Origin of the sequence: Defluviimonas sp. D31, assembly GCF_033436765.1 — a bacterium.
GTDB lineage: Bacteria > Pseudomonadota > Alphaproteobacteria > Rhodobacterales > Rhodobacteraceae > Albidovulum.
In genome coordinates this window covers 364,459-384,165 of record NZ_JAWQFN010000004.1, presented here as the reverse complement: position 1 = coordinate 384,165, position 19,707 = coordinate 364,459, and the positions used below count along the sequence as shown (strand labels likewise).

Sequence of the window (19,707 nt, the reverse complement as noted above, 5' to 3'; positions counted from 1 at the left end):
AGCAGCGGGGGACAAGCCTTGGGCCAGAAAAATCAAAGCCTTCTGACCGAAAAACTTCAGGCGGTTCGCGAAATTGCGACCGCGCGGCTCGGCAAGGCGGAACGCGAGAGCTTCCTGAGCGCGCTGGATCAGCTTTACGCCAATGTCTCGCTCGACGAGGTGATCGGCACCGGCTCAGAGCAGCTCTATGCAGCGTCGCTGGCGCTTTGGAAATTCTGCGCCGTCCGCAAGCCGGGCGCGCCTCATGTCCGGTTCTACAATCCGGGCATGACCGAGCATGGTTGGTCGTCGCCCCACAGCGTGCTTGAGGTCGTCAACGACGACATGCCGTTCCTCGTCGACTCGCTCACAGCCTTCCTGACCGAGCGGAACCTCGGCATCCATGCGCTCTTGCACCCGGTGTTGACGGTTACCCGCGATGCCGAGGGCGCGCTGACCGGGTTGGTCGGCCCGGATACCAAGGGTGCGATGCGCGAGTCGGTGATCCAGGTCCAGGTCGATCAGATCGCCGACCCCAAGATCCTGGCCAGGCTGGAAGCCGAATTGCTGCAGGTCCTGGCCGATGTGCGCGTCGCGGTCTCCGACTGGAAGCCGATCCTGGGCAAACTTTCCGACGTGGTGGACTCACTGCGCAAGGATGCTCCGAAGGGCATCGCCAGCGTAACCGGCGAGGTGATCGAGTTCCTGGAATGGCTCGCTCAGGACCATTTCACCTTCCTGGGATACCGCGAATACAGGATCGGCGAGGGGCGCGAGCTCGGGTCCGATACGGTCGAAGGCTCCGGCCTCGGGTTGATGCGCGATCCGGACTATTCGGTCCTGCGCGATGCCAGCGGCAATTACGCGCACTGGTCGCCCGACATGGACGCCTTCGTCACCGACGACTCGCCGCTTCTCATCCTGAAGGCGAACCGGCGCTCGACGGTGCATCGGACGGCGCATTTCGACCTGATCGGGGTCAAGCATTACGACGCCAAGGGGCGCGTGATCGGCGAGCATCTCTTCGTTGGCCATTTCACCTCGGCGGCTTACAACCGCAGCCCGCGCTCGATTCCCCTGCTGCGGCAGAAGGTGGAAAGGATCGTCGCCCGTGCCGGCTTCGCCCCGAACAGCCACGACGCGAAGGCCCTGACCAATGTGCTGGAAACGTTTCCGCGCGACGAGTTGTTCCAGAGCGCCGATGACCAGCGGTTCCAGAACAACGTGGTCGGCGTGCTGCATCTGGCGACCCGGCCGCGGACCCGGCTGTTCGTGCGGCCCGACCGTTTCGGCCGGTTCGTGTCGTGCCTCGTCTACGTGCCGCGCGAGCGCTACAATACCGAGCTCAGGATCAAGATCGGCGATATCCTGGCCGAGACGCTCAACGGCCGGGTGGCCACCTGGACGCCGTCATTCAGCCACGAGGCCCTGGCACGTGTGCATTTCGTCGTCGCGCTGAAGCCCGGCGGCGCGCCCGACTATGATATCGCCGCGATCGAACAACAGATCGTCGGCGCGGTGCGAAGCTGGGGCGATGTCCTGCGCGACGGCCTGATCGAGAAGCTTGGCGAGCATGAGGGCAACAGGCTCCATGCACTCTACCACCAGGGCTTTGCCCACGGCTATCGCGATGCCAACAGCACCGTGACCGCGATCGCTGACATCGCGAAGATGGAAGAGCTGACCGGGGACAGGCCGCTGGCGCTGAAGTTCTACCGCCGCCTCGAGGACCCGGACACGTCGGTGCGGTTCAAGCTCTATCACCTCGGACCGGCGGTGCCCCTTTCGGACTGCCTTCCCGTGCTTGAGAACATGGGTTTCCGGGTTCTCGAGGAACACCCATTCGAGGTCACCCGCGCCGAGCAGGATATCTGGGTGCACGATTTCTTCATGCAGTCGGCCGATGGCAGCACGTTCGTCCTGTCCGACCTGCGTGAGAAGCTGGAGCGGACCTTCACGGCGGTGTGGTCGCGCGAGGCCGACGACGACCCCCTTAACCGGCTCGTGCTTCTGGCCGGGATTGGCGTTCGCGAAACGATGGCGCTGCGCGCCTACAGCCGGTTTCTGCGCCAGGCGCGCATTTCCTATTCCGTCGACTACATGGAAGACGCGCTTGCCGACAACCCGGCCATCGCGCGGTCGCTGGTGGCCTTGTTCCATGCGATGTTCGACCCCGCCGAGGGTGGCGACGCCGCTGAACGCGAGGCCAAGGCGGCAGGCATCGCGGGCGAGATCGAGACGGCCCTCGAGGCCGTCGCGAGCCTGGACGTGGACAGCATCCTGCGTCGGTTCCGCAACGCCATCCAGTCGACTCTGCGCACCAACTACTACCAGCCTGACGCGAACGGGCAGCCGAAGGGCTACGTTTCGTTCAAGTTCGACAGCGCGGCGCTGGACGAGCTTCCGCAGCCGCGCCCGTGGCGCGAGATCTTCGTCTATTCGACGTGGATCGAAGGCGTGCACCTGCGCGGCGGCCCGGTGGCGCGCGGCGGGCTGCGCTGGTCGGACCGCAAGGAGGACTACCGCACCGAGGTGCTCGGTCTCGTGAAGGCGCAACAAGTCAAGAACGCGGTCATCGTGCCCTTCGGTTCCAAGGGCGGCTTCCTGCCGAAGGCCCTGCCGGCGGGCGGCAGCCGCGACGAGGTGCTCGCCGAGGCGATCCGCAGCTACAAGACCTTCCTGTCGGGGCTTCTGGACATCACCGACAATCTCGACGGCCAGGATGTCGTGCCCCCGAAGGCGGTCGTGCGCCGGGACGGCGACGATCCCTACCTGGTGGTCGCGGCCGATAAGGGCACGGCGACCTTTTCGGACATCGCCAACGGGATGGCGGCGGAATACGGGTTCTGGCTGGGCGACGCCTTCGCCTCGGGCGGTTCGAACGGCTACGACCACAAGGGCATGGGCATCACCGCGAAGGGTGCCTGGGAAGCCGTGAAGCGCCATTTCCGCGAGCTCGGCCACGACGTCCAGAAGCAACCCTTCACCGTCATCGGCTGCGGCGACATGTCCGGTGACGTGTTCGGCAACGGCATGCTGCTGAGCGACCAGATCAAGCTGGTCGCGGCCTTCGACCACCGCGACATCTTCATCGACCCGAGCCCCGACCCGGCCAAGAGCTTTGCCGAACGGACGCGCCTGTTCGCGCTGCCGCGGTCAAGCTGGCAGGACTACGATGCCAAGCTGATCTCGAAGGGCGGCGGGGTCTTCTCGCGCGCGTCGAAGTCGATTTCGCTCACGCCCGAGATCCGGGAGCTGACCGGCCTCAAGTCCGACCGGCTCACGCCGTTCCAATTGATCCATGCGCTTCTGAAGGCGCCGGCGGACCTCTTGTGGTTCGGTGGTATCGGCACCTACATCAAGGCGTCCGAGGAAACCCATTCCGATGCCGGCGACCGCGCGAACGATGCGACCCGGGTGGACGCGGACGAAGTGCGCGCCCGCGTCGTCGGCGAGGGCGCCAATCTCGGTGTCACGCAGCGCGGGCGGATCGAGCTTTCGGGCCGCGGCGTCAAGATCAACACCGATGCCGTCGACAACTCCGCCGGAGTCGATTGTTCGGACCACGAAGTCAACATCAAGATCGCACTGGGCGCGGTCGTCGGCGCCGGCGACATGACCGACAAGCAGCGCAACGCGCTCCTCGCAAAGATGACCGACGAGGTGGCCGAGCTCGTCCTGCAGACGAACTACAACCAGACGCTGGCGATCTCGCTCGTCGAGGCGCGGGCGCCGGCGCTTCTGGAGGACCATGCGCGGTTCATGCGGGCGCTGGAGGGGCGCGGACTGCTCGACCGGGTGGTGGAGCTTATGCCGACGGACGAGGATCTCGCCGAGCGTCGCAAGGACGGCCGGGGGCTGACGCGACCGGAAATCGCGGTTCTGGTCGCCTACGCCAAGATCAACGTCTTTTCGGAACTGCTCGGCTCGGATCTTCCGGACGATCCTTTCATGGAGCGGCTGCTGACCAATTACATGCCGGGCCCGATCCGCGCCAAGTACAAGGCGGTGCTCGAAACCCACCGGCTCCGGCGCGAGATCATCGCGACCGTCGCCGCGAACGCCTTCGTCAATGAAGCGGGGCCGTCGCTCTATCATCGTTTGAACGAGGAAACCGGGGCGTCGGTCGGGCAGATCGTGCGCGCCTTCATCATCGCGCGCGAGGTGTTCGGCCTTCCCGACATCGCCGCCGAGGTCAATGCGCTGGACAACAAGGCGCCGGCTTTGACCCAGATCCAGATGCATCTGGCGCTGTCGGATATGGTTGCCGCCCAGAGCCTGCGGTTGCTGCAGGGCGGCGACGGGCCGGTTCATGACGCGATCAAGCTCTACGGCCCCGGCGTCATCGAAGTCGCCGCGACGGCGCATGACCTGATCGCCCAATTCTCCAAGGAACGCCTGACCCAGCGCACGAAGGAGTTGACCAAGGCGGACGCGCCGAAGGCGCTGGCCGAAAAGATCGCGCGGCTGGAGCTTCTCGGCGGAGCCTTGGACATCGTCGAGGTGGCCGCGACGCTCGGACGCGACGTTGCGGACGTGGCCGCGAACTACTTTGCGGCCGGCGCGCGTTTCGGCCTCGACTGGCTGCGGTCCGTCTCGCGCCAGATCGAGCCCGCAGATCATTGGGAGCGCATTGCGCTCGGTCGCCTGATGGCCGAACTGCGCACCCAGCAATCGGCGATCGGCGCGGCCGCACTGGCCGTCGAAGGCATCAAGCCCGGCGCTTCGAGCATCACCAAATGGATCGAGGCGAACGCCGAGGCCGCCGAGCGCGCCGACCGGATGATGTCCGAACTGCGTGCAAGCGGCGCCCTGAGCGTCGCCAAGCTGGCGGCGGCGTCGTCACAACTCAGGGCCGTCAGCAAGGGCTAGGCGCTTGGCTCCGGTATTGGCCTGACGGGGCACGGCCGGTGGCAACTCGGCCGTGAGTAAAGACCGGGACGCATTTCGTGCCCGAGGTTCCGGCGGTCTTACCGCTTGCCGCGATGAGGTGGCTTGTGGCCGCCATCACGGGTCGGGGCCCGCTTGCCAGGCTTCCGCGTATCCGCCTTGGCCTGCCACTGCTTCGCAGGCCGTTCCGAAGCGTCGCGCGAGGCTGCGGAGGTCGAGGCGGATTTGCCCTTCGTCTTGCCGGCCGGTTTCGGCCCTGCCTTTTCGGTATGCGTCTTGTGCGGTTTGCCCCTGGGCGCCGTCGGCTTGCCGTCCCATTTTGGAGCCGGCTTCCCTTCGCCGGACTTGCGCGCCGGTGCCGCCGCTGTCATTTCCTGCTCTGCGCGGTCGCCGTCCGAGAATGAGCCGGGGTGCCGCTCCGCACGCGGCGCGCCCGCCTTGCCCGACCGGGCCGTGGCGTCGCCGAACCTGGGCTTGCGCTCCTTGCGATCTTCTCGGAACGAGTCGTGCTCCTTTCTCGGCGCATGGCTTGCTGCTTGCTGATCGGGCGCGCCGTCGACCTGCCGGACCGATATCCCCTCTTCCAGGACGGCCTCCGGGCCGATGGCCGCCAGGAACACACCGACGCTCCGCTCGGCGAGCTCGACGAATGTCTCCGTGGCCTGCACCCTGATCGCGCCAATGGCCGACCTGTCGAGGTTGCCCGCACGGCACAGGAGCGGCAGGATCCAGCGCGCCTCGGCCTGATTGTCACGACCGACCGAAAGCGCGAACCAGCGCCGCGGGCCAAAATCAGCGCGGTCTCGCGGCGCGGATTTCGTGTCGGGCGGAAGCAGTTCTTCGGGCGCAGACTGGCGGGAATGGTAAAGCCGCAGGTAGGCCGCCGCGATCGCCTCGGCGCTGTGGCGCGCAAGCAGTCGCGCGGCGAAGGCGGCCTGGGCCTCGGTCGCGGGCTGGTCCCATGCGGGATCGGCCAGAAGCCGCTCTTCGTCCCGGCGGAAGATGTCCTCGGCGGAGGGGGCGACGCACCACTCCGCCTTGATCTTGGCGTATTGCAGGAGGCGTTCGGTCTTCTTCACCGCCTTGGGCGGCACGATGAGCGCCGAGATGCCCTTGCGTCCGGCGCGGCCGGTCCGGCCGGAGCGGTGCAGCAGGCTCTCGGTATTGGTCGGCAGGTCGGCATGGATCACGAGGTTGAGGTTGGGCAGGTCGATGCCGCGCGCGGCCACGTCGGTGGCGACGCAGATCCGCGCACGGCCGTCGCGCATCGCCTGAAGCGCGTGGGTGCGCTCGCTCTGGCTCAGCTCGCCCGAAAGGCTCACGACGGCGAAGCCGCGATTGGCGAGCCGCGCGGTTAGGTGGCTCACGGCGGCCCGCGTGTTGGCGAAGACGATGGCGCTTTCGTCGTCGCGGAACCGGAGAAGGTTGAAGATCGCGTGTTCGCTGTCCGAGGCGGCGACGCGGACCGCCTGGTAGCTGATGTCGGCGTGCTGCTCGGCGCTGCCGATGGTGCTGATCCGGCGCGCGTCGCGCTGGTACTGGCCGGCGAGCTTCGCGATCCCCGGTGAAACGGTGGCCGAGAACAGCAGCGTGCGCCGGTCCTCCGGCGCCTGGCCGAGCATGAATTCGAGATCCTCGCGGAAGCCGAGGTCGAGCATCTCGTCGGCCTCGTCGAGCACGACCGCGCGCAGGCTGCTCATGTCGAGAGAGCCGCGCTCGATGTGGTCGCGCAGCCGTCCCGGCGTCCCGACCACGATATGCGCGCCCCGGTCCAGCGCCCGCCGTTCTTCGCGCGTGTCCATCCCGCCGACGCAGGACGTGACCCGCGCACCGGTCTTCGCATAGAGCCAGCCAAGCTCGCGCATCACCTGGAAGGCAAGCTCGCGCGTGGGCGCGATGACAAGCGCAAGTGGCGCGGCGGCCGGGCCGAAACGCTCCGCCTCGCCGAGGATCGTCGGGGCGATCGCAAGGCCGAAGCCCACGGTCTTGCCCGAACCCGTCTGCGCGGAGACCAGCAGATCCGACGCGGCAAGGTCGGGATCGGCGACCGCCTGCTGCACGGGGGTAAGTTTGTCATAGCCTCGCTCGGAGAGCGCGTCGGAAAGGGGGGCGATCATGCAGGAAGGGTCCGTGGAGCTGTGGCGGAGACCGCCATTGGGCGCAGTCTAGGCCGCGCGAGACCAGACTCTCTAACAGCATTTGCGGCGGATGCCCATCGTTATTGAGCCCCGTCTGGAAATTCGACCGGGGACGGCGGCCAGGATCCCGCGCCCCCGGTTTTCCGGGAGCGAGGCAATCGGGCCGCCGCACCTGAAGGACTCGCCGGATCGGCCCTGCTGGCGAATCGGTGATCATTTGACTCACGGGCGCCTTTGGGACAGCCTATGTAATTGTCCGGTTAGTAATGTTCTGATGGCCCATTTATTAATTTGATTGCTGCATAGCGGGAGGGGGCGGGTTCTTTTCGGAACGATCGTCGCTGGACGCGAAAAGACGAGCGATACGCGTGACCAAGTAGCTATGTCGCGGCCGCAAATCGGCCCGACGCGATTAACGGGTGTTATGTATGGCCGGAAGGATTTCACATCGCGAACCCTCGCTGGCGCGGGCCGGCAGCCGGGGGCTCTTTCTTGCGACCCTCATCTTCAGCGTGTTCACCAACCTCCTGATGCTGACGGGTCCGCTCTTCATGCTTCAGATCTATGACCGGGTACTCGGATCGCGGTCGGAGGAGACGCTGGTCGCACTTTCCATCCTCGTTGCAGCTCTCTTCGCCCTATACGGTCTTCTGGAGTTCGCGCGCGGCCGGGTTATGGCCCGGGTCGGCGCCCGGTTCCAGGCCTCGCTCGACGACCGTGTCTTCCGCGCGGTCCTCGAGGACGTCGCGCTTCATCACCGCGGCAAGGGTGGTATCAGGGCGACGCAGGATCTCGACTCCATCCGGACCTTCTTCACCGCGCCGGTCCTGCTCGCGCTGTTCGATCTGCCGTGGACGCCGGTCTTCCTGACGGCGATCTTCGTCTTTCATCCCTATCTCGGTTGGCTCGCGGTCGCGGGCGGAACCCTTCTCATCGTGGCGACGCTTCTGAACCAGTTCATCACCGCGAAAAAGGTCGCCGAGGCACAGAAGCAGTCCATCGCGGCCCTGAATTTCTCCAAGCAATCCGAGGGGGCGGGCGAGCTCATCTGGGCACAGGGAATGCTTGGCAACATGGTCCGGCGGTGGACCGGCCTTCAGGATGCCGCACTCGACGGGACGATCCGAGCGAACGACTGGACCGGCAGTTTCAGCGCCTTCACCAAGGCGTTCCGGCTATTCCTGCAATCGGCGATCCTGGCGCTCGGCGCCTGGCTGGTGCTGCACAGCGAGCTGACGGCCGGCGCGATGATCGCGGGGTCGATCCTGCTTGGCCGGGCGCTGGCACCGATTGAACTGGCGGTGTCGCAATGGCCGGTGGTGCAGCGGGCGCGCTCGGGATGGACAGCGCTCGGCGGGTTTCTCGCTGCGGTTCCGGCGCGCGACGAACCGACCCAACTTCCGGCGCCGGCGGCGCGGCTTGAAGTCCGCGGCGTCAACGTTGCTGTGCGCGGATCGGACCGGCCGGTCCTGCAAGGGGTCAGCCTCGACGTCGCGCCCGGCGAAGCGATCGGGGTTATCGGCAAGAGCGGGGCGGGAAAGACATCTCTGGCGCGGGTGATCCTCGGCCTCGTGGCGCCACAGGCGGGGATCGTCAGGCTCGACGGCGCGACGCTCGACCAGTACGGGCCCGAGCGGCTCGGCCAGTTCATCGGGTACCTGCCGCAGGAAATCAGGCTTTTTGAAGGGACGGTGGCGGAAAACATCGCCCATATGGCGCCCGAGCCCGACACCGACAGGGTGCTGGCCGCCGCGATGAAGGCGCGCGCGCACGAGATCATTCTCGGGTTGCCCAACGGCTACGATACCCGGATCGGCGAAGCCGATGCGCAGCTTTCCGGCGGTCAGAAGCAGCGTGTCGCACTGGCCCGCGCCCTTTATGCCGACCCGGTTCTGCTGGTTCTCGACGAGCCGAATTCCGCGCTCGACGCCGAAGGCTCCGAGGCGCTGAACGCCGTGATCGAGGCCATGAAGGCCGACCAGCGCGCGGTCATCATCATGACGCACAGGCCCACGGCCATTTCGGCCTGCGACCGGCTCCTGATCCTCGATGGAGGCAGGGTTGCCGCCTACGGACCGCGCGACGAGATCATCAAGTCGATGATCCGCAACGCCGGGGACGTGCAACGTGTCATCGCCCGGAGGACGCAGTCATGACGCCGGAACCGAACCGCGCCAGGTGGAGCGCGCGTCTCCCGCTCGCCATCGGTTTCGCCGCATTGGTGATGCTGACCGGGGGGATCGGGGCATGGAGTGTCGGGACGCGCATCGCCGGCGCGGTGGTTGCGCCCGGAATTGTGGAGGTGCCGTCAAACCAGCAGGTGATCCAGCACCCCGACGGCGGTGTCGTCGGCAGCATACTGGCACACGATGGCGATACGGTGCGAAAGGGAGACGTCCTGGTTCGCTTCGACGGCACGTTCCTGCGCTCCGAGCTGGCGACGGTCGAGCGCCAGTTGCTGGAGATCTTTGCGCGAAAGGCTCGGCTCGAGGCGGAGCGCGACAACCTGGAGGAGCCGGTCTTCAACATCGACGACAGCTTCGCTTCGCTCGATCCGGCTTGGGTCGAAGGCCAGATAAATGGACAGAGATCGCTGTTCCTCGCGCGCCGGGACTCGATCGCCAAGGAAACCGACGGGCTTCAGGAACAGATCCAGCAGATCGAGAACCAGATTGAGGGCGTTGGGGCGCAGCTCGTGGCGCTGACACAACAGCTCGGCCTGATCGCGGAAGAGCTCCACAACCAGAACTCGCTCTTCGACAAGGGCCTTGTTTCGGCGTCACGAGTGCTTGAGCTGCGCCGAGAGGAAGCGCGGCTTCAGGGCGAGATCGGGCGCCTCACCTCGGCAACAGCCGAGGCGCGCACGAAGATCTCGGCCACCGGGATCGAGATCCTGAAAATCTCCGATCGCCGGCGCGAAGACGCGATCACCCAGATACGCGACCTGCAATACGCCGAGATCGAGCTTCAGGAACGGCGACTGAGCCTTAAGGTGCGGCTCACCCGCCTCGATGTCCGGGCACCGGTCGACGGTGTGGTTTTCGAGTCACGTGTTTTCGCGCTTCAGTCCGTGATCCGCGCCGCCGAGCCGATGATGTACATCGTGCAGGGCGACCAGCCTTTGCAGGTCAAGGCGCGCATCAACCCGGTTCATATCGACCAGGTCCATGCAGGCCAGGACGTGACGCTTCGCTTCACGACCTTCGACAGCCGCACAACGCCGGAAGTGCACGGAACGGTGAGCCGCGTTTCTGCCGACGCAGTGACCGACGAAAAGACCGGCATACAGTACTACGAGGCGATCCTGACGCCCGATCCTGACGCGTTCGAGAACCGGCCCGACCTGGTGCTGCTCCCCGGGATGCCGGTCGAAAGCTTCCTGCAAACAGGAGATCGAACGCCGCTTTCTTACCTGACCAAACCCATGGTCAACTACTTCAACCGGGCGTTTCGCGAAAGCTGAAGGCGAACGGCCATTCCCTCTCGGGCGGCGGACATGTTGGGGAGCCGCAATGGGTCTCGGCGTCTCAACACGGTCGCCGACCCGGGCGCGAACCGGCGACGAGCAGTGTGACGATCCGGCCGCAGTCGAAGCGGATTGTGGCAGATGGAACCCGTGCGCAACCTGCCGCCCGGTTTCCGCGCCCGGACATGCCTGGATGCGAAGAGGAGGCGTTTTGGCGGTGCGGGACCCCATCGGAATCAGCTGCCATGTCATGCGCCCGATTCGATCTCCCTTGCTGACTTCTGCGCGTTGATGTGTGCGGTTTGGGCGCAATAGCTGCCATTTTGGGTGATTGTTCGCTCATCACGGATTGTGCGGGGCGATATTTCCTAGCCTACAGTGCCCGGAAGTATAAGTGACTTAACCAAACCTTCAGACTGACCAAGGCGAACCGTCGGGTTGCCACTTTTGGATGAGGCATATCCTCTTGTGGTGAATCGAAAAGTAGTGTCAAATAAGTGTTATATTTGTCACATATTTGTAGGGGTACCAAGTGCATATGTTGTTGATGCCCGCTTTCCAACGAAGCATTTCCGGCGAATTTGGGGGGGCGAAAGTATGACGGCAGCCTTCTCAGTAGCCATCATAGAAACCGATTGCATCATGCGCGAAGGGCTGATGCGCGTGCTCAGCCGGCGCCCTCTCAAGATGGTCGATGCATGGTCCAGCGTCGAGGAGGCGTCCGCCGCCCCGCATCCGTCGGACGCGCTCGACGTGATCCTTGTGAGTCTTGTCCGGCAAGGCAGGCTGGAGCCGGACGAGGCCGAACTGCTGCGCCAGAGGTATCCGTCCGCGCACATCGCCCTGATGGTCGAACAGAATTGCGAGAGCGTCGCACCGATGGCGGCCGCGGCGCGTGTCGATGGCGTGCTCCTAAGTTCGAGCACCCCGGCCAATCTCGTGAAATCACTGGAGCTCATCGCGCTCGGCGAGCATTTCTTCCCGATGCCCTTCGGCTGGGATGACGTCGGCTCGCAAGCAACCGACGAGACGGAGTCGTCCGGTCCGGAGCTCCTTGAGAAACTGTCGGTGCGCGAGCGGCAGGTCCTGGACGGGCTGGCCAAGGGGGCCCCCAACAAGGTGATCGCGCGCCATCTCGACATATCCGACGCCACCGTGAAGGTGCATGTGAAGTCGATCCTGAGAAAGACCGGCGCGACCAACCGCACCGAAGTCGCGCTCTGGGCTCGGGAGGTCGGCGTCGGCGAGCATTGATCGCGCCGACGGACTGTTCCCCCGACCGATTCAGATAGCCCTCCACACGGCGCGGGTCACATCGGCCGCAGATGCCTCGATGGTGCGGTCGGTATCGACAGTGACCACCGGCACAGACCCGAAACCGGCCGACGTCTCCATCCGCCAGCGCCGCAGTACGGCATCCGCATCCGGACCTCCCTCCTTCATCCGGGTCGCATCGCGGCGAACCGCGGTTTCGCGCGATGCCGTCAGGCGGATCACCAGATCGGGCCGCGGCAGGCCCAGGTAGAGCGCGCGCTCCCGCCGCATCAACCAACGCTTCAGGCCAGAGTCGCAGGCGTCGATCGCGGCATCGTCGAAGCAGCTGCTGTCAATGGCGCCGGGCGTCTCGGAGGGGTAGCGGTCGGTGACGATGATCGTCCCGCTCGCGGCGGCCTTCCAGCACTTCCGGATCAGCGCCCGCCGGTCGTAGGCGGCGAACGTCATGCGCAGCACATAGAGCAGCGAATAGCGTCCCTCGCTACGGCGTTCGGGCTTTTCATACTCGCCGGCGCGCTCGCGCTTGAACAGCCGGCGGGCGAGCGGCAGCAGCAGCCGCGGGGCAAAACTCAGGAGTGTCGGAGGCGGCTTGCCCACATGCACGCGCCGCACGTCGAGTTCCCGTCCGAGGCGGCGCGCGAGTTCGCCGCTTAGCGTCGATTTGCCCACCGCCTTCGGCCCGACCATCGAGACGATGAGCCCGCCGGTCCGGGGAACCAGATCGCGACGGCTGCGGAAACGGCCGACCGCCATCCGTCCGACCCGGCGCAGCCGCTCGACTTCGGCGGCGATCGTGCCGATCCGCCGGTGGTTGCGCAGGCCCGATGCCAGGTGCAGGCCGAGGCCGACACGGCGCAGCCAGGCGCGGGGCTCGGCGATGGCGGCGAGCGCGGATTCGAGTGAGGGAGGCTCGCTCGCGGGCATCCATTCGCGCCAGAGCTCGGCCGCGCCCTGCAGGTCGGCGCGGTTCCGCAGCCAGTCGAGCTCGCGCACCACTTCCTCATAGCCGCGCCGGACCATCCAGATCTCCACCGGGTGGAGATGCTTGAGCAGGATGCGCAACGCAAAGAGCGCGAGTTCGGCCTCCGGCGTCGGCAGTGGAACTCCGTCCGAAACGGCGCCGACGCCGAGCAGGTCCCGTTCAATCGGCAGCCGGTAACACTTGACCAGGCTGTCGCCGGTCACGACGCGGAAATAGGCGTGCACATGCAGCAGGCGGGTTGCGGAGGCGTCCAGCGCATAGGCGTGGAACACGCCAGGATGGGTCAGCCCGCCGCGCGACACGGCGGGCTTGAAACCGCATTGCGCGAGGATGACATCGAAGGCTTCGGCATCCTCGCGGTGGACGAGAATGTCCAGATCCTCCTCGCCCATCAGGCTCTCGAGCAGGCGTATGTTGCTTTTCCAATGGCAATACCGGACACCGGCGGAATTCAGCTTCTCGATCAGGTCGCGAAAGGGGTCCGCCCGGTTTGCCGGCGCGATGTTCCCGTTTGGCGTCGGTGTGAAGTTCAGATCCTGATGCATGCTTCAGCTTTCCTCAAATCTGCGACGGCGCGGTCTTGGCCGCGAGAAGGCCCGGCCGCAGGCCGAGCCGAGTGTAGGCGAACCACGCCATCGCCACATTCCAAACGACGACCCCAGCCGAGATCGCCACGGCCGCGCCAAGAACGCCGAAGGGTCCGGCCAGTAGGAAGCACAGCAGAAGGCCGACGAGCGCCCCGCCCGAGTGCATGGCGGCACCGGCAGTCTCGCGGCCGGTCATGGTCATCAGGTGCTGCTGCGGGCCCGCAGCGGCGGCGACCAGTTGTCCTGCCACCAGAACGGTCGCGGCGGGCGCACCCGCGGCGAAGCCAGGGCCGAAGAAGCCAAGGAGCATCGGCATCGCGACAAGCATCGGAACCGCCACACAAACCGCCCCCGCGAGCGTGAGCCGGGCGGCCCGTCTCGTCAGCGCCTGCAGGCCATCTCGGTCGCCCTGCGCGTGCAGCGACGCCACGGTGGGTGCGAAGGCGGCCGCCACCGCCATGCGGGGCAGGGCCGTGAGGATCGAAAGGCTGAACGCCACCGCGAAGATCCCGGCGCCGCGCGCATCGCCCAGAAGGCCGAGCACGATGATGCCGGACCGCGCCATGACCACGTCCGCCCCCATGATTACGGTCAGCGGCAGCGTCGGGCGTATCCAGTCGCGCAAGGCGGTCTGCTGGCTCGCGCCGTGGAGTTCCGCCGGGCGGAACCGCCATCCGAGCACGGTAACGATGGCGAGGATCGCCGCGCCGCTCGCAAGCATGGCGGTCATCGCCGTCGTGGCGGTGGCCGGGGCGAGGCCGAGCCCGACCAGCCCGGCCAGCACGATCACCGCGAAGGCGTCGCGGCCCAGCCGTTCTGGTGCGAGCGCCGAGACGACGCCGCCGAACGCCCGCACCAGCGCCGCCCCGACGAGCTGGAGAGCGAAAAGCGGCGCCGCTGCCATCGCGATCAGCAGCGCGATCCGCAGTTCTGCAACCTGATCCGCATAAAGCACGAGCGCCGCCCCGCAGAGCGCGACGAGCACGCCCGTGACGGCGACGCCACTAACAGAGAAGCGAATCACGCCCCGCATGGCGCCCCAGTCTCCCTTGGCGCGGTAGGATGGCACGAGACGCAGCAGCGAGACGTGAAAGCCGAGCGTCGAGAGGGTGGCCGCGACCACCATCCAGGCCACGGCGTACATATAGAGCCCGAAGCTCTCCACGCCGACGATCCGGGCGGTCGCGACCTGGGCGAGGTAGCTGACACCCGCCCCCCCGACGAGCACGAGGAACGCGCCGGCGCTGCTGGAGGACAGGCCCGCGGCGGCGAGGCCGCGATCCCTGAGGCGATCGAGAAGAGAGCGCGGCCGCGGCTTTGCCTCGACCATCGCTGCGGACGGCTGCTGTTCCATGGTTCGCGTCACGCTTCGACCTCCCGCCCGAACCCGGCAATTCGGGCCCGTACAGCCTCTGTTGCGGGCCCCAGCGACGCGCGGTCGGGGCAAGCCACTCGCATTACCGGGATTCCGCAGTGATCGAGCAACGGGTCCAGCGCCTCGAAGACGTCGATCTGGCGCAGCGTCGTCGGAATGCCGAGTTCGAACATGCGTTCTGCCGCCGACTGGGCGCCGAGGCGGTCATGCAGACGCGCGGCGACGGTCTCGCGCGGGGTTTCGATCCGGATGACGAGATCCGGCTTCGGCGCGATCTCCAGAGCGCGCGCCAGCGTTTCCCGGTCAATGGTGCGGCTGAAGGAGGCGAGAGTTCCCACCGCGGTGACGAAGCCCTGGTCGAAGACGGCGATACCGCCCGCTGTCCGCTCGCGTGCGAGGCGCTTCGACAGTTCCGTCAGATACCGCCTGTAGCGCAGCCGCCAGAGCGGGCCGGTGGGCGGCAGCAGCGCCAGAAGCCGCGCCGCCCTGTCCTCCTCCTGTGTGCCGTCGCCGATACGCGGGAAGACGCGCGCAATCTTTGCGGCCCTCGCCGCTGCCGGAGGCAGGCGGAACCGCCCTGTGGCCCCGGCTTCTGCGGGGCGCGAGCTTGCCGCGAGACGTGCCGGGCCGAGAGCCGAGACGATCGCCTGGGCGAGCGTGGTCTTGCCGGAACCGGAGGGTCCCACCAGCTCCACGATCAGGGCCGGTGCAGCGGCGTCCGTTCGCAGCGTGGTGGGAGAAGAAGTATGCAATGTCCTGCGCTCCCGACCGTCAGCGCAACTCCGCGACCGTCCGGAAGGACGCGGTTCCGGACGACTGTTCCGCACCGAACTCCTGCGCCTCGCCGACGGCATGCCGGGCCACCTGGACCACATCCCCCGGCTGCAGCACGAGGTCGAGCGATGCCGCTAACGGCTCTACAGCGTCGGCGCGCACGAGGGTCACGACGATTTCCCCCTTGGTAACGGCTGGCGGCGCCACACCTGCCGCTTCCATCCGGGCGACAAGCGCATTGAGCTTGGCGGCTTCGCCCGCCCGCTTGACCCGCGCCTGTTGGATCTCGTCCAGCAGCGAGACGTGGCGCCGGTCGTCCAGCCGTTCCAATTCGCGTGCGATCTCGGTCTTGCGCCGCTCCAGTTGCATCAGGTTGGTCTCCGTCTGCAACCGGCGGGTCGCGGAGATGAGTGCCGCGCTGCGAATGTCGGATATCCGGGACTGCGTGTAGAGGCCCTTGCCGCTCAGTTCGCGCGCTTGTTCAAGATCCGCGGCGTCGGCGATCTCGGTCTCCTTCTCCACTTCGAGCTGGCGCACCAGAACGGCCGTCTGCTGGTCGATCTGGGTAAGGGAGCGTTCCAGGAAGCTGCGTTCGCGCTCGTGATCGAGCGCGCGCGCTTCGCGCAGGTCCGTTTCGACGCGCAGGATGTCCTCAAGCGCCGTGTTGCGCTGCGGCGGCGGGGGCAATTCGACGGGTTCGAAGCCGATCTCCTCTCCGAGTTCCGTGCGCAACCGCCAGACGCGGGCTTCGATCGCCGCGAGCGAATGCCAGGCTCCGACGTAATCGGCTTCCAGCCCCGCCGTGTTGACGATGGGCCCCATCGCCGGCGCCAGCGCCACGCCTCCCGCGGCCGCGATGACCTGCCGTACGGTCATGCCGGGGCGGAACTTGAACTCACCGGCCCGCGCCACGTCGCCGCTGACGAACACCGGGCGATACTCGGATATCCAGGCGCTGACCTGATCGCGTGCGAAGGAGCGCAGATGCTCCTGCCCGTTCGGCGTGTAGACCGGAACGAGCCGGCTCGCGATCGCGGCGCGGATGCTTTCGCGCAGGTCGGGCATCGTGCGCCCGGCGGCGCTGACCTCGCCGACCAGCGGCATGCTGAGGCTGCCGTCAAGCTGCACTTGCGCTTCTTGCGAGAGTTCCGGCACGCCGGCTACGCTCATGGCGACGACGTCGCCGGCAAGCAGGCGGTAGGCTTCGTCGGCTCGGGCTCCGGTGCCGACTAGCATCGAAGCGAGGGTGATCCCAGCGGCCGATGCGATAGCGATGTGCTTCTTGCTGCAGGTCATGTCGCGTATCCTTTCTCTTGCCGGACCTTCCCGTGCTTGAGACGGGTGCGCCACCACTCGACCGTGCGCGCAAGTCCGTCCGGGAGATCGACGCGCGGCCGCCATCCGGTCGCCTGGCGCAGGCGGTCGTTGTCGGCGAGAAGCTCGCGGACCTCGGAGCGCGGGGGGCGCAAGCGAGCGGCCTCGGTCTCCACGGGCTTGGTGCAGCCGACAATGCCGCCGATCATGTCGATGACGTCGGCGACCGAAACGGCACGTCCTGTGCCGGCATTGTAAGGAACACCGTAAAGGATCTCTGGCGTGCCGCCGAGCGCGAGGAATGCGGAGGCGGTGTCCTGGACATAAGTAAAGTCGCGCACCGGTGTCACGTCGCCGACGCGGATGGCGCGGATCTCGGGATCGAGTGCCTGGCGCAGCACCGTCGGGATCACCGCGCGCTCGCTCTGGCGCGGGCCGAAGGTGTTGAAGGGTCGCAGGATCGCGACAGGCATGTCGTGCGAGCGCGCGAAGGATTCCGCCAGCATGTCGGCGGCGATCTTCGTGGCCGAGTACGGCGACTGCCCCTGCAGCGGATGGTCCTCATTGATCGGCACCGTGAGGGCCGTTCCGTAGACCTCGCTCGTGGAGGTGTGGACAACGCGTTGCACGTCATGCGCACGGGCGGCCTCGAGCACATTGAGAGTCCCGGTCACGTTGGTGTCCACATAGGACTGCGCCGCGACATAGGAATGCGGGATCGCGATCAGCGCGGCGAGGTGAAAGACAACCTCCTGCCGTGCCGAGATCCGGCTTACGAGTGCCGCGTCCCGCACGTCGCCGCGCACGGCGTTGACGGAGGATCGCACGGCGGCGGGCAGATCGTCGATCCAGCCTAGAGAGTCGAATGAGTTGTAGAGACACAGCGCCGTGACGTTGGCTCCGGCCGCGACCAGCGCCTCGGTCAGGTGCGAGCCGATGAAGCCGTCCGCGCCTGTCACCAGAACGTTGCGCCCGTCGAAGGAAGGTTGGGTGGGCGTGCGTATCATACTCATGAAGATCTCTTTACTGTTGTACGATTTACGGGGCTCACACTGCCGCCCTTGTGGCGCCCCGTGCCTCGGCCCCGAACGCGGCGCCGCGCCGCTTTCGTGGCGGATTGCTCGGCGAGCGGCGCGTCTGACGCCGGGGCACCAAGGACCGCCAGAACGCCGCGCAGCAGCCAGCCGACGTCCCGAAGCGCGGTCCGGTTCGGGTAGTACTGAAGGTCGAGGTTCGCCTTGGTCGGGAACAGCACGCGCCTGTAGAAGACCGTCGGGTCGTTCTCCGCCGGATACAGTTCGGCTTCACTGCGGAATGCGACCTGGCTCGGGCCGAAGATGCCGGGCCGGTGGTCGAGTACCCCGAGGAAGGCACCTTTGAAGCAGTCCGCGAAATCCAGGCTTTCTGGCCTTGGGCCGACGAAGGCCATGTCGCCACGCAGGATGTTGAACAGTTGCGGCAGTTCGTCGAGCTTGGTCGCTTCGAGGATCCGCCCGACCCGCGTCATCCGCGGATCGCCCTTGACCGTCAGCGGGCAGCCCTGTGTCGCGGGGGCGGGGCCGAACTTGCGGAACTTGAACATCCGGAAGCGTTTCCCGCCCTTGCCGAGACGCACCTGCGCGAACAGGATCGGTCGGCCCGTCTCAATAAGAATCGCGAGCGTGATCAGGAGCATAAGCGGTGCGAGGACGATCAGGCCCGCGGTGGCCAGCGCGATGTCGAAAGCCCTGTTCAGAGCCTGAGATGGCGCCGGCTGTGGTGACACGTGGAGGATCGTCATGCGGCGGCTCCCTCGATTGGCTGCAAAGCGGCCTCGAGCACGCGCGCGGCACGCTCGACGTCGGCTTCGGTCATCTTCGGGTGAAGGGGCAGGGTCAGTTCCCTGCGTGCGAACTCCTCCGTCACCGGCAGTTGCAGCTCGGGCCAGCGGTCGCGGTAGTAGGAGAGTTCATGGACCGGCGGGTAATGGACTGTCGTTTGCACGCCGGCTTCGGCCATCGCCGCCGCGACGGCGTTGCGGTCGGCGCCGGCCGGCAGGACCACGGGGAAGATGTGGTCGGCCGAGATGCCGCTGCGAGGATGCGGTACGCCGAGCGTGCCGCGCGCCTGCAGGGGCGCCAGACGACCCCGGTAGAGGGCCGCCAGTTCCGACCGCCGCGCATTGAACGCGTCGAGCCGCGACATCTGCACCAGACCAAGTGCCGCCCGGATCTCGTCCATCCGGTAGTTCCAGCCCGGCGAGACCACGTCGTATTGCACGGACCGAGCCTGAAGCCGCTGATGGGCGTTCGAGGTCATGCCGTGGGCCCGCATCCGGCGGGCGCGTTCCAGCAGCGCGGGATCGCGCATGAGGATCATCCCGCCCTCGGCAGTGGTCATGTTCTTGTTGCCGTAAAAGCTGAAGGCCGCCGCGTCGCCGTAACTGCCGACCTCAGGCACGCCGACTGCATGGGCGGCGTCCTCGATCAGCAGAAGGCCGTGGCGGTCGGCGAACGCGCGCCACGCCGCGCGCTCGGCGAGATGGCCGGCGAAATGCATCAGCATCACGGCACGGGTGCGCGGAGTGACGCGCTCCGCGGCCTTTTCCAGGGACATCAGCGGCGCATCGAGGCTGTCGATATCGACCAGCACCGGCTCCGCGCCTGTGTAGTGGATGGCGTTCACCGTGGCGACGAAGGTCAGCGACGGGGCCAGCACCTCGTCACCGGGGCCGATGCCCAGCGCCTCGAGCGCCAGGTGCAGTGCCGCGGTGCAGGAATTGACCGCCACGGCATCACCGGCACCGTGACGTTCCGCGAAGACCCGCTCGAACGCGGCCACACGCGGACCGAGCGTGATCCAGCCGTCCTCGATAACCTGAGCGACGGCCGCTTTCTCTTCAGGTCCAAGGACGGGTTCTGACACGAGCAGCATCGAGTTCTCCTTTC

Annotated in this window: 12 protein-coding genes; 4 read left to right on the top strand and 8 right to left on the bottom strand. The window is 66.7% G+C overall.

Going from position 1 to position 19,707, the window contains the following annotated elements; translation table 11 throughout:
- Window positions 1-18: 18 nt before the first annotated feature.
- Window positions 19-4,851 carry an NAD-glutamate dehydrogenase gene (locus tag R5H32_RS10310; protein ID WP_318338595.1) on the top strand — a complete coding sequence of 1,611 codons (4,833 nt, stop codon included), beginning with the start codon at window positions 19-21 and terminating at the stop codon, window positions 4,849-4,851.
- Between the two features lie 98 nt (window positions 4,852-4,949).
- On the opposite strand, the gene R5H32_RS10305 is transcribed toward R5H32_RS10310, so the two are convergent.
- On the bottom strand, window positions 4,950-6,986 hold the full coding sequence (locus R5H32_RS10305; protein ID WP_318338594.1) for a DEAD/DEAH box helicase: 2,037 nt from the start codon (window positions 6,984-6,986) through the stop codon (window positions 4,950-4,952).
- 449 nt (window positions 6,987-7,435) lie between these two features.
- Between R5H32_RS10305 and R5H32_RS10300 the strand changes: the two genes are divergently transcribed.
- The 3 genes from R5H32_RS10300 to R5H32_RS10290 all read left to right on the top strand — a co-directional run bounded on the left by R5H32_RS10300 (window position 7,436) and on the right by R5H32_RS10290 (window position 11,727).
- On the top strand, window positions 7,436-9,163 hold the full coding sequence (locus R5H32_RS10300) for a type I secretion system permease/ATPase (protein ID WP_318338593.1): 1,728 nt from the start codon (window positions 7,436-7,438) through the stop codon (window positions 9,161-9,163).
- The gene (locus R5H32_RS10295; RefSeq protein ID WP_318338592.1) at window positions 9,160-10,470 is read left to right on the top strand and encodes an HlyD family type I secretion periplasmic adaptor subunit; all 1,311 of its coding nucleotides are present in this window, start codon (window positions 9,160-9,162) and stop codon (window positions 10,468-10,470) included. Before R5H32_RS10300 ends, R5H32_RS10295 begins: the two co-directional genes overlap by 4 nt.
- 600 nt (window positions 10,471-11,070) lie before the next feature.
- Window positions 11,071-11,727: a response regulator transcription factor gene (locus R5H32_RS10290; protein ID WP_318338591.1), complete on the top strand. Its 657-nt coding sequence runs from the start codon at window positions 11,071-11,073 to the stop codon at window positions 11,725-11,727.
- Between the two features lie 30 nt (window positions 11,728-11,757).
- Here R5H32_RS10290 and R5H32_RS10285 read toward each other — a convergent pair whose 3' ends face one another.
- The 7 genes from R5H32_RS10285 to R5H32_RS10255 form a co-directional block, all read right to left on the bottom strand.
- Window positions 11,758-13,275: an AAA family ATPase gene (locus tag R5H32_RS10285; RefSeq protein ID WP_318338590.1), complete on the bottom strand. Its 1,518-nt coding sequence runs from the start codon at window positions 13,273-13,275 to the stop codon at window positions 11,758-11,760.
- 13 nt (window positions 13,276-13,288) lie between these two features.
- Complete coding sequence (locus R5H32_RS10280; protein WP_318338589.1) at window positions 13,289-14,671, bottom strand: lipopolysaccharide biosynthesis protein; 1,383 nt, start codon at window positions 14,669-14,671, stop codon at window positions 13,289-13,291.
- An 8-nt stretch (window positions 14,672-14,679) separates the two neighbouring features.
- Window positions 14,680-15,387, bottom strand: coding sequence for an AAA family ATPase (locus R5H32_RS10275; protein ID WP_318338588.1), 708 nt, complete (start codon window positions 15,385-15,387; stop codon window positions 14,680-14,682).
- Between the two features lie 76 nt (window positions 15,388-15,463).
- The gene (locus R5H32_RS10270; protein ID WP_318338587.1) at window positions 15,464-16,762 is read right to left on the bottom strand and encodes a polysaccharide biosynthesis/export family protein; all 1,299 of its coding nucleotides are present in this window, start codon (window positions 16,760-16,762) and stop codon (window positions 15,464-15,466) included.
- Window positions 16,759-17,793: an SDR family NAD(P)-dependent oxidoreductase gene (locus R5H32_RS10265; protein ID WP_318338586.1), complete on the bottom strand. Its 1,035-nt coding sequence runs from the start codon at window positions 17,791-17,793 to the stop codon at window positions 16,759-16,761. Before R5H32_RS10265 ends, R5H32_RS10270 begins: the two co-directional genes overlap by 4 nt.
- Window positions 17,790-18,560, bottom strand: a complete 771-nt coding sequence (locus R5H32_RS10260; protein ID WP_318338585.1) for a sugar transferase — start codon at window positions 18,558-18,560, stop codon at window positions 17,790-17,792. Before R5H32_RS10260 ends, R5H32_RS10265 begins: the two co-directional genes overlap by 4 nt.
- Window positions 18,557-19,693 carry a DegT/DnrJ/EryC1/StrS aminotransferase family protein gene (locus R5H32_RS10255; RefSeq protein WP_318338584.1) on the bottom strand — a complete coding sequence of 379 codons (1,137 nt, stop codon included), beginning with the start codon at window positions 19,691-19,693 and terminating at the stop codon, window positions 18,557-18,559. The genes R5H32_RS10260 and R5H32_RS10255 overlap by 4 nt, the downstream gene beginning before the upstream one ends.
- Between the last annotated feature and the right edge of the window lie 14 nt (window positions 19,694-19,707).

Excerpts from the sequence above, each read along its gene's own strand:
- R5H32_RS10305 (WP_318338594.1), bottom strand. The coding sequence starts at position 6,986 with ATGATCGCCCCCCTTTCCGACGCGCTCTCCGAGCGAGGCTATGACAAA.
- R5H32_RS10300 (WP_318338593.1), top strand. The coding sequence starts at position 7,436 with ATGGCCGGAAGGATTTCACATCGCGAACCCTCGCTGGCGCGGGCCGGC.
- R5H32_RS10295 (WP_318338592.1), top strand. The coding sequence starts at position 9,160 with ATGACGCCGGAACCGAACCGCGCCAGGTGGAGCGCGCGTCTCCCGCTC.
- R5H32_RS10290 (WP_318338591.1), top strand. The coding sequence starts at position 11,071 with ATGACGGCAGCCTTCTCAGTAGCCATCATAGAAACCGATTGCATCATG.
- R5H32_RS10285 (WP_318338590.1), bottom strand. The coding sequence starts at position 13,275 with ATGCATCAGGATCTGAACTTCACACCGACGCCAAACGGGAACATCGCG.
- R5H32_RS10280 (WP_318338589.1), bottom strand. The coding sequence starts at position 14,671 with ATGGAACAGCAGCCGTCCGCAGCGATGGTCGAGGCAAAGCCGCGGCCG.
- R5H32_RS10270 (WP_318338587.1), bottom strand. The coding sequence starts at position 16,762 with ATGACCTGCAGCAAGAAGCACATCGCTATCGCATCGGCCGCTGGGATC.
- R5H32_RS10265 (WP_318338586.1), bottom strand. The coding sequence starts at position 17,793 with ATGAGTATGATACGCACGCCCACCCAACCTTCCTTCGACGGGCGCAAC.
- R5H32_RS10260 (WP_318338585.1), bottom strand. The coding sequence starts at position 18,560 with ATGACGATCCTCCACGTGTCACCACAGCCGGCGCCATCTCAGGCTCTG.
- R5H32_RS10255 (WP_318338584.1), bottom strand. The coding sequence starts at position 19,693 with ATGCTGCTCGTGTCAGAACCCGTCCTTGGACCTGAAGAGAAAGCGGCC.